This window comes from Martinezella sp. CNPSo 3964, from assembly GCF_057784375.1.
Genome location: NZ_JBXSOW010000002.1, coordinates 798,032 through 807,331 on the forward strand (window position 1 = coordinate 798,032; position 9,300 = coordinate 807,331).

Genomic DNA, 9,300 nt, shown 5'->3' on the forward strand with positions numbered 1-9,300 from the left:
CAGATGGGCGGATAAGGCATCATGCGCGGTCTGCTGATTCTCTATCTGATCCTCGTTGCAGCCCTCCCCGTCGCGATCCTGGCGACGGTCCTTCCAGCCAACGTCTATCGTGCGCAGGGTATCGAAGCACTCGATTGCGACGGCCCGGCGAGCGTCCTTCTTTTCGCCGTACCGGCTTTGCTCATCTACGGTGCCGGCACTATCCTGCTCTACCGAAGGCGGAATAGGCGCCTTCATCTTGTCGCCTCTCTTTGCTGTGTCCTCGTCTTCTGCTCTGTCGGCTGGAATGCCGTTGCGGCGCTGCGCGAATCCTACGGTGCATCCTCGGTCGAGGCCTGCGCCTGATCCGGCGACCTGTTCCGCCGCTTTGTAAAATCCTAATGAAGCCAACAGCTTTTGCTTGCGCTCGCTCCGCCGGAATGAAAACATCGGCGCGGGGGACCGCCGTGGGGGCACAGGCGGGCCGGATTGCAATGACCAACAGGAGAGACAGATGAAGCAGCCCTTCGGAGTGGGTCTTTTGGCCGCAACGCTGCTGGCGCTGAGCACCAGCGCCGCCTTCGCGGACTATCAGCTCAACATCCTGCACTTCAACGATTTCCATTCGCGCGTGGAGTCGATCAACAAGTTCGACGCGACCTGCTCCGCTGCAGAAGAGGCCAAGAACGAGTGCTTTGGCGGTGCCGCGCGGCTGAAGGCAGCCATCGACCAGAGGCGTGCCGCCCTTGCTGGCCAGAACGTCGTCGTCCTCGATGCCGGCGATAATTTCCAGGGCTCCTTGTTCTACACCACCTACAAGGGTGCCGCCGAAGTCGAATTCCTCAACGACATGAAGATCGACGCCATGACGGTCGGCAACCACGAATTCGACGATGGCGAAGGCCCGCTTGCCGCCTTCCTCGACAAGGCGCAGTTCCCGGTCGTAACGGCCAATCTGGTGGTCGACGACCAGTCGAAGCTCGGCAACCGCATCAAGAAGTCGATCGTGCTCGATATCGGCGGCCAGAAGATCGGCATCGTCGGTGCCGTGACGACCGAAACGCCGGAGCTTGCTTCGCCCGGTCCGCATGTGAAAATCACCGACGATGCCGCCGCTATCAGCGCCGAAGTCGACGCGTTGAAGTCGCAAGGCGTCAACAAGATCATTGCTCTCACCCATGTCGGCTATCCCCGCGATGTCGAGAAGATCGCCAAGATCGCCGGTGTCAGCGTCGTTGTCGGCGGGCACTCGCATACGCTCTTGTCGAATACCGACCCGAAGGCAGCCGGCCCTTACCCGACCATGGTTGACAATCCGGCCGGCTATAAAGTCCCCGTCGTCCAGGCCGCGTCCTATAGCAAATATCTTGGCGATCTCGTCATCACCTTCGACGACAACGGCGCTGTCAAGGACGCCAAGGGCGATCCGATCCTGCTCGATGCCTCCATCAAGCCCGATCCGACGATCCTCGCACGCGTGCAGGAGATGGCAAAGCCGATCCAGGAACTACGCAAGAAGATCATCGGCAATTCGCAAGGGCCAATCGAAGGCGCACGTGAAATCTGCCGCGTTCAGGAATGCTCAATGGGCAATCTTGTCGCCGATGCGATGCTCGACCGCACCAAGGCGCAGGGCATTTCCATCGCCATCCAGAATGGCGGCGGCTTGCGCGCGTCCATCGGCGCCGGTGATGTCAGCATGGGCGACGTGCTGACCGTGTTGCCCTTCCAGAACACGGTCGCGACCTTCCAGCTGACCGGAGCCGAGGTGAAGGCGGCACTCGAAAACGGCCTCAGCCAGATCGACGACGGCGCTGGCCGCTTCCCGCAGGTTGCCGGCCTCAAATACAGCTTCGACAAATCGAAGCCGCCAGGCAGCCGCCTCGTATCGGTCGACGTGCAGGAAGGCACGGAATTCAAGCCGATCGACCCGGAAAAGACCTACGGCGTCGTCAGCAACAACTACATGCGTGCGGGTGGCGACGGCTATGCGGTCTTCGCCAAGGACGGCAAGAACGCCTATGACTTCGGACCCAATCTGGAATCGGTGGTCGCCGATTATCTCGGCGCGCACAATCCCTATAAACCCTATACGGATGGCCGCATAACCCAGGTTGCCGCAACGGCGACAACCGTTCAGCCGGAGCCGGCGAAGCCCGCCGCAACGGCGCCGCAGGCCGGAACCGAGCAAAAGCCGGCACCGGCCGCCGCCAACAGCGGCACCGCAGCGCCAACCGCAACGCCGCCGACCTCGACGGCTCCCGCCGTGGCCACGCCGAGCACGACGACCCCGGTCAACCCGACGCCCACGCCGACCGTTCCGGCAAATTCGGATCCGGCAGCCTCGACACCCGCCGCCTCGGCTCCAGCGGCGCAAACTCCGGCCACCTCCGCACCCGCGACCACGGCTCCGGCAACGGCAGCGCCCGAGGCCAAGGCAAGCGAACCGCCGAAGACACCGACGACCCACGTCGTCATCGCCGGCGACACGCTGTGGGATATTGCCAAGACCTACTACGGCAACGCCAAGCAATGGCACAAACTCGTGGCCGCCAACCACAACATCAAGCCGCATCACCTGACGGTCGGCGAAAAGTTGAGGATTCCGGCCAAGTAAGGACGATTTGTCTCGCTTACACCAGCCGGTCCGGGCTTCCCCGGACCGGCTTTTGTTCTTATGTGAAGTGCTTCGTATCTTGAGAGGAATTCGATCGATGACAGCAGACCTGACCGCGCTTGCGCCCAATCACCCGAGCGTGAAATACGGCAAGGTCGGCGTGCTGCTCGTCAATCTCGGAACACCCGACGGCACCGACTACTCCTCGATGCGTCGCTATCTGAAAGAATTCCTGACCGACCGCCGCGTCATCGAATGGTCGCGCTGGAAATGGTATCCGATCCTGTTCGGCATCGTGCTCAACACTCGTCCGGGGAAAGTCGGCAAGGCCTATGCGACGATCTGGAACAAGGAGAAGGACGAAAGCTATCTGCGCACCTATACCCGCAACCAGTCCGACCTGATGGCCGAGCGGCTGCGCGACCTGCCCAACGTCAAGGTCGACTGGGCCATGCGCTATGGCCAGCCGTCGATCGCGGATCGAATCCAGGCACTGAAGGACGATGGCTGCGAGCGCATCGTGCTCTTTCCGCTCTATCCGCAATATGCGGCGGCCACGACGGCTACCGTCAACGACAAGGCGTTCGAGAAGCTCCAGAAGATGCGCTGGCAGCCGGCCATCCGCACCGTGCCGCAATACCACGACGACGAGACCTATATCGAGGCGCTAGCCAATTCCGTCACCCGGCACCTTGCGACGCTCGACTGGCAGCCCGAAAAGATCCTTGTGTCCTTCCACGGCATACCGATGTCCTACTTCAAGCTGGGCGATCCCTATTACTGTTTCTGTCAGAAGACGGGCCGCCTGCTACGGGAGAAACTTGGGCTCTCCGAAGACCAGTTCATGGTCACGTTCCAATCGCGCTTCGGCCCGGAGGAATGGTTGCAGCCTTATACCGACAAGACCGTGGAGCAGCTCGCCAAGGATGGCACCAAGCGGATTGCCGTACTCAATCCTGGCTTCGTCTCGGACTGCCTCGAGACGCTCGAAGAGATCGCCGAGCAGGCGGCGGAATCCTTCCATCACAACGGTGGCGACAAATTCACCCATATTCCCTGTCTCAACGACAGCGAAGACGGCATGAACGTGCTGGAAAAGGTCGTGCGGCGGGAGCTGCTCGGCTGGGCGTGACAGACCGCCGGCAGCGATGCCGGCGACACGGCTCTATTGCAGCTGCGGCTTTCTGAGGAAACTGCCGCGATCGGCGGACTTGATTCGGATCCAGGCCTCGCGGCCGTCGCGCAGCACCCGCATGGGAATCTCGGAGCCGGCGGGGCCGCTCTGCCAGATCTTGCGGTAGAAATCGGCAAGCCCATCGACCTCGCCGTCGCGGATTTCGGAGATGACGTCACCACGACGCAAGCCCGCCTTGGCGGCCGGACCACCTTCGGTGACGCTCATGACGACGACCTCGCCGTTGCTTTCGGCGGAGAAGGCGCCAAGCCAGGGCCGCGGCGGCTTGTTGACATGGCCGCGCTTGATCAGATCATCCAGGATCGGCATCAGAAGGTTGATCGGCACGATCATGTTGATGTCGGCACTGTCGCCGTTCTGGGTCGCCATCTGCAGATGCAGCGAGCCGATGCCGAGAAGCTTTCCATCTTCATCGACAAGCGCCGCTCCGCCCCAGGAGGGATGGGCCGGTGCCGTGAAGATCGCTTCGTCGAGCAGATATTCCCAATAGCCGGCAAACTCCTGCTTGGCGACGATCTTCGCCTCGACGAACTGGCCGATCCCGTCGGCCACGACGACTTCATCGCCGATCTCTGCCTTGTTGGTATCGCCGAATTCGAGGGCGGGCACGTCGAGAGGCCCGAGCGCCTGCACGAGGCCGAAGCCTGTCTCCTGATCATAGGCAAGCGCATGGCCGGGCACGACACGGCCGCTATTGGTCGTCAGCCAAACCTCGTCGGCTTCGGTAATCAGATAACCGATCGTCAATACCAGGCCATTTCCGCGAATGACAACGCCACTGCCCTCCCTGCGGGTGCCAAGCGTTGCGGCCGTAAAGGCGTCTTCCGGAATTGAGGCGTGCACGGCCACAACCGACCGCAAGGTCCTATCTAAGTTCATAGCTTCACCCTGATGATGCGCGATGGCTTGGCCCGAAAGGCTGCTTGGCAGCGGAGCCGGAAATCTCCATATAAAGTATGAATATCAATCGCCGGGCGCAAGACCCAGACGACGATTGGTTGACCTGTCTCATAGCAAAACGCCTGCTGCAGCCCCATTCCTCACTTGCCGAGAACATGCTAACCCACCACATCTGATTGAGCTGCCGCCTCATGAGCTCGACCGAGCATAGGGAGGCCGAACGGTAGCGGTTTACGCGACGCGAGCCTGCTCAGGCAGGCGCGTCCATGGAGGAGTTCGATGGTCGTCGGTGGTTTCAGCATCGTTGTGATTGCCCTGGTGGTCTTGGTCATCCTGGTGCTGTTTGCAGGCATCAAGACCGTACCGCAGGGTTATCGATACACGGTCCAGCGCTTCGGTCGCTATATCCGCACGCTGGAGCCGGGGCTCAATCTGATCGTGCCCTTCATCGAGACGGTCGGCGCGCGCATGAATGTGATGGAACAGGTCCTCGCGGTGCCGACCCAGGAGGTCATCACCAAGGACAATGCCAGCATCTCGGCCGATGCGGTTGCCTTCTTCCAGGTGCTGAATGCAGCCCAGGCCGCCTATCAGATCACCAATCTCGAAAGCGCGATCCTCAACCTCACCAAGACCAACATCCGCTCGGTCATGGGCTCGATGGATCTCGACGAGCTACTGTCGAACCGCGACGCCATCAACGAGCGGCTGCTACGCGTGGTTGACGAGGCGGCCGAGCCCTGGGGCATCAAGGTAACGCGCGTTGAAATCAAGGATATCCAGCCGCCGAAGGATCTCGTCGACGCCATGGCGCGGCAGATGAAGGCAGAGCGCGAAAAGCGTGCCCAGGTTCTCGAGGCGGAAGGCATGCGCAACGCGCAGATCCTGCGTGCCGAAGGCGCCAAACAGGCCGCCGTGCTCCAGGCAGAAGGTCAGCGCGAGGCAGCCTTCCGCAATGCCGAGGCGCGCGAACGCCTGGCCGAAGCCGAAGCGAAAGCGACCCGCGTCGTGTCCGAGGCGATCGCCGAGGGCAACGTGCAGGCGATCAACTACTTCGTCGCGCAGAAATACACCGAAGCGCTGGCGGCGATCGGCTCTGCCGGCAATTCGAAGATCGTACTGATGCCGATGGAGGCGAGCTCCATCATCGGCTCGCTCGGCGGCATCGGCGCCATCGCTCGCGAAGTCTTCGGCGACAATGGCGACGGCAATGGCGCGCCGCAGCCGCCCCGCCCGCGCCCCGCCTCCGCCCGCACGACACCCTCGATCAATCCGTTGACGCCGAAGGAGAGCTGACATGTTCGACAATCTCATCGTCGAACTCGGCCCCTGGAGCTGGTGGCTCGTGGGTCTGGTGCTGCTTGCCGCCGAGCTCGTCCTGCCGGGCTTCTTCCTCGTGTGGATCGGGCTCGCCGGCATCATCGTCGGCGCCTTGTCACTCCTCTTCTGGGAGAACAGCTTCTGGATCTGGCAGGTACAGGGATTGGTCTTCGCGGCCACAGCGGTCATCGTCACCCTCATTGGCCGCCGTTATCTCTACAACAACAACCAGGTGACCGACGAACCGTTCCTGAACCAGCGCAGCGCCAGCCTCGTCGGGCGCACGGCAACACTCGACCAGCCGATCGCCGAAGGCCGGGGACGCATTCGCCTGAACGATACCTATTGGACTGTCAGCGGGCCGGACCTGCCGGTCGGCACCCGCGTCAAGGTGGTCGCAAGCAACGGTCGCGACCTCACCGTCGAACCGGTCTGATCAGGCGACGCCGATCCGCAGCAGATCGTGGAAATGCACGACGCCGATCGGTCGGCGCGCTTCGTCTATGACCATGAGTGCCGAGATATTGTGACGGTTGAGCACGGCCATTGCGCTCGTCGCCAGCGTCGTTTCCTTCACCGTCTTCGGATTACGGGTCATCACCTCGTCGACGCGCATCTCGGCAAGGCTGGTGCCGAGATTGCGAGCGATGTCGCCGTCGGTGACGATGCCGCACAGGCAGCCATCATCATCGATCACACCGACACAGCCGAAACGCATTTTCGATAGCGTCATTGCCGCTTCCGGCATGCCGGTTCCAAGTTTCACCAAAGGCACGCGGTCGCCCTTGTGCATGATATCGGCCACATGCGACAGGCTGGCGCCGAGTTTGCCGCCCGGATGAAAGGTGCGGAAATCCTCGGCCGTAAAGCCACGTGCCTCCAGCAACGCCACGGTCAGCGCATCGCCAATGGCAAGCTGCAGCAGCGTAGACGTCGTCGGCGCCAGCCCGTGCGGGCAGGCTTCCTGCTCCTTGGGCAGCAGCAGGACGACATCCGACTCGCGAGCAAGCGTGGAAGTCTCCCCCGCGGTGATGGCGATCATCGGAATCGAAAAGCGGCGGGAATAGCTGATGATGCCGCGCAGCTCAGCGCTCTCACCGCCCCAGGAGATGGCGATGATGACATCAGCCTGCGTGATCATGCCGAGATCGCCATGATTGGCTTCGACCGGATGTACGAAGAAAGCCGGTGTACCCGTGGAAGCCAGGCTTGCGGCGAGTTTGTTGCCGATATGGCCGCTCTTGCCGACGCCGGTGATGACGACACGGCCGCTGATATCGCCGATAAGCTCGACAGCGCGGCTGAAGGGCTCGGCCAAGCCGTTGGTCAGCGCGCGTTCCAGCGCCTCCATGCCCCGTCTCTCGGTCTCGATCGTTCGCATTGCGGATTCGATCGCACCGTTCTCGATGAGTCTTACAGCTCTCTTATTCATGAGCGAGGCCTAACGCTTTTCTGCAAATCTGTCCACCAAAGATCGACTTATGGCGATGCGACAACCTGCAACGCCTTCCCGACAAATATTGTCGAACCCTTTCTTGTCGCCATCGCTTGGCAACCAAGCGTTAACCACGCAGCTTTACACTTGGGTAAGAATTTAGGTCATTTCCAGCAGGGTCAGATATAAACAACATGGGCATCGGCAAGGACAAGGCGGGTCATGGTGCCTTCCGGCTGGCGGCATGGGCGGGTTCCGCCATGCTCGGCTGGGGTATCGCATTCGCCGCTCCGCTGCCGGCCAACGCCCAATCGCTGTCAGCCGACCAGAACCTCGACGATACGTTGCCTGCCCCGACATCGGCATCCCCAACCGATCCGAATGCCGCGCCTGCGGCCGATACCCAGGCAGCTCAATCGGCGAACCAGACATCGACCGGCAGTGATACGGCGCCGAATATGCGCCTCCGGCTCGGTGGTATCGACCCCAGAACCACCGGCTCGACACTGGATAACGATCTGCGCCGCGTAAATCTGCGCGAACCAGGCGTTGATGACTTGAGAGCCCGCCAGTATCCGGATCGGGCAGACGTCCAGGGCATCCCGCTCGGCACCTTCACTCTGAAGCCTTCGATCAACCAGTCGATCAATGTCGAACGGGATCGCACCGGCGACACCAAGGACAATCGCGGCTTCCTGCAGACCGACTTGCGCAGCACCCTGACTTCGGACTGGGACCGGCATGCTCTGACCGTCACCGGCGAAGGCGTCTGGCAGAAGAACATCAGCGGCACCGGCGAGGAAAAACCGACCGTCAATCTCAATGCCGACCTGCGTCTGGATCTTCCCGCCGACACGACGGCGCATGTCACCGCCGGCTATCAATTCTATCGCGAGGATACGAGCGATCCCAATGCGATCGCCGGCGCCTCGAAGCAATCCGCCGTCAACCAGTACACGGCCGGGCTCTCGCTGGAGCGCGATTTCGGCCTGCTGCGCGGCACGACGGCCGTGGCGCTGACACGCAGTGTCTATTCCAATGCCGTACTCTCCGACGGGACGACGGTCACCCTCAGCGACCGCAACCAGACGGCCGGAACCTGGCGCGGACGCATCGGCTACGAACTATCGCCGGCGATCATTCCCTTCGTCGAAGTCGATCTCGGCCGTGCCGTCTACGACCAGACGCGCGACAGCAACGGCTATGCCCGCTCGAATCAGAGCTATGGCGGCAAGGGCGGCGTCGAATTCGACCTCGGCGAAAAATTCAAGGGCGAGCTCGGATTCGGTTACCAGCACACGCAATTCGACGATTCGCGCCTCGCCTCGGTCGACTCGCCGACGATCGACGGCAGTCTCGCCTGGTCGCCGCAGCGCGGCACCGATATCAGCGTCGGCCTTTCGACTACGGTCCAGCCCTCCACCACGGCCGGCCTCAGCGGCTACACCGCCTATCAGCTCACGAGCACCGTAAGCCATCAGCTGCGCGACGATCTCACCGCCAAGCTGACGGGAGGCCCGACCTGGCGCAATTACCCCTCCAATGGCAGTGCCGCCGACGAGGTCGAATACGACGCCGCTTTCGGGCTGACCTGGGGCATCAACCGTTACCTCGATCTCACCAGCAATGTCGGCTATCAGCTGACGACGAGGGATGTGGGCGACAGCACCCGCCAGTTCCAGGCCGGCCTGGGCTTGACCGTAAAACGCTGAACACCGCCTTCGCTTAAACCCAAGTCACCGGCTCAAATGAATTGAGGCCCGGCAGATGCCAGGCCTCAAGATTTTCTTCAAAAGGTCAAACCCTTATTTCAAGGCCGAAATCAGCGCCTTGAAATCGTCCTCGATGGTCGGG

At 61.8% G+C, this 9,300-nt stretch carries 8 protein-coding genes; 6 read left to right on the plus strand and 2 right to left on the minus strand.

Features of this window, described 5'->3' with window-relative positions; all coding sequences use genetic code 11:
* The first annotated feature begins 21 nt into the window (after positions 1–21).
* From AC13Q5_RS10530 to hemH, 3 genes are all read left to right on the plus strand, one after another.
* Positions 22–345 carry a hypothetical protein gene (locus AC13Q5_RS10530; protein WP_457878932.1) on the plus strand — a complete coding sequence of 108 codons (324 nt, stop codon included), beginning with the start codon at positions 22–24 and terminating at the stop codon, positions 343–345.
* A 148-nt stretch (positions 346–493) separates the two neighbouring features.
* Complete coding sequence (locus AC13Q5_RS10535; protein WP_488501619.1) at positions 494–2,596, plus strand: 5'-nucleotidase C-terminal domain-containing protein; 2,103 nt, start codon at positions 494–496, stop codon at positions 2,594–2,596.
* A gap of 97 nt (positions 2,597–2,693) precedes the next feature.
* Complete coding sequence (gene hemH, locus AC13Q5_RS10540) at positions 2,694–3,728, plus strand: ferrochelatase (protein ID WP_488501620.1); 1,035 nt, start codon at positions 2,694–2,696, stop codon at positions 3,726–3,728.
* 33 nt (positions 3,729–3,761) lie between these two features.
* Here the strand turns inward: hemH and AC13Q5_RS10545 are convergent, their stop codons facing one another.
* The gene (locus tag AC13Q5_RS10545; protein WP_075851622.1) at positions 3,762–4,670 is read right to left on the minus strand and encodes a S1C family serine protease; all 909 of its coding nucleotides are present in this window, start codon (positions 4,668–4,670) and stop codon (positions 3,762–3,764) included.
* Between the two features lie 300 nt (positions 4,671–4,970).
* Between AC13Q5_RS10545 and AC13Q5_RS10550 the strand changes: the two genes are divergently transcribed.
* Together AC13Q5_RS10550 and AC13Q5_RS10555 are read left to right on the plus strand one after the other, a co-directional pair.
* The gene (locus AC13Q5_RS10550; protein ID WP_457878930.1) at positions 4,971–5,987 is read left to right on the plus strand and encodes an SPFH domain-containing protein; all 1,017 of its coding nucleotides are present in this window, start codon (positions 4,971–4,973) and stop codon (positions 5,985–5,987) included.
* Position 5,988: 1 nt separating this feature from the next.
* Positions 5,989–6,447, plus strand: a complete 459-nt coding sequence (locus tag AC13Q5_RS10555) for an NfeD family protein (protein ID WP_457878929.1) — start codon at positions 5,989–5,991, stop codon at positions 6,445–6,447.
* Here AC13Q5_RS10555 and AC13Q5_RS10560 read toward each other — a convergent pair whose 3' ends face one another.
* Positions 6,448–7,443 carry a KpsF/GutQ family sugar-phosphate isomerase gene (locus tag AC13Q5_RS10560; RefSeq protein WP_075851625.1) on the minus strand — a complete coding sequence of 332 codons (996 nt, stop codon included), beginning with the start codon at positions 7,441–7,443 and terminating at the stop codon, positions 6,448–6,450.
* 197 nt (positions 7,444–7,640) lie between these two features.
* On the opposite strand from AC13Q5_RS10560, the gene AC13Q5_RS10565 reads away from it, so the two are divergent.
* Positions 7,641–9,158, plus strand: coding sequence for an outer membrane beta-barrel protein (locus AC13Q5_RS10565; RefSeq protein ID WP_488501621.1), 1,518 nt, complete (start codon positions 7,641–7,643; stop codon positions 9,156–9,158).
* The last annotated feature ends 142 nt before the right edge of the window (positions 9,159–9,300 follow it).

What these genes read in the sequence shown, in the direction of transcription:
- AC13Q5_RS10530 (WP_457878932.1), top strand. Translation starts at nt 22, where the DNA reads ATGCGCGGTCTGCTGATTCTCTATCTGATCCTCGTTGCAGCCCTCCCC.
- AC13Q5_RS10535 (WP_488501619.1), top strand. Translation starts at nt 494, where the DNA reads ATGAAGCAGCCCTTCGGAGTGGGTCTTTTGGCCGCAACGCTGCTGGCG.
- hemH (WP_488501620.1), top strand. Translation starts at nt 2,694, where the DNA reads ATGACAGCAGACCTGACCGCGCTTGCGCCCAATCACCCGAGCGTGAAA.
- AC13Q5_RS10545 (WP_075851622.1), bottom strand. Translation starts at nt 4,670, where the DNA reads ATGAACTTAGATAGGACCTTGCGGTCGGTTGTGGCCGTGCACGCCTCA.
- AC13Q5_RS10550 (WP_457878930.1), top strand. Translation starts at nt 4,971, where the DNA reads ATGGTCGTCGGTGGTTTCAGCATCGTTGTGATTGCCCTGGTGGTCTTG.
- AC13Q5_RS10555 (WP_457878929.1), top strand. Translation starts at nt 5,989, where the DNA reads ATGTTCGACAATCTCATCGTCGAACTCGGCCCCTGGAGCTGGTGGCTC.
- AC13Q5_RS10560 (WP_075851625.1), bottom strand. Translation starts at nt 7,443, where the DNA reads ATGAATAAGAGAGCTGTAAGACTCATCGAGAACGGTGCGATCGAATCC.
- AC13Q5_RS10565 (WP_488501621.1), top strand. Translation starts at nt 7,641, where the DNA reads ATGGGCATCGGCAAGGACAAGGCGGGTCATGGTGCCTTCCGGCTGGCG.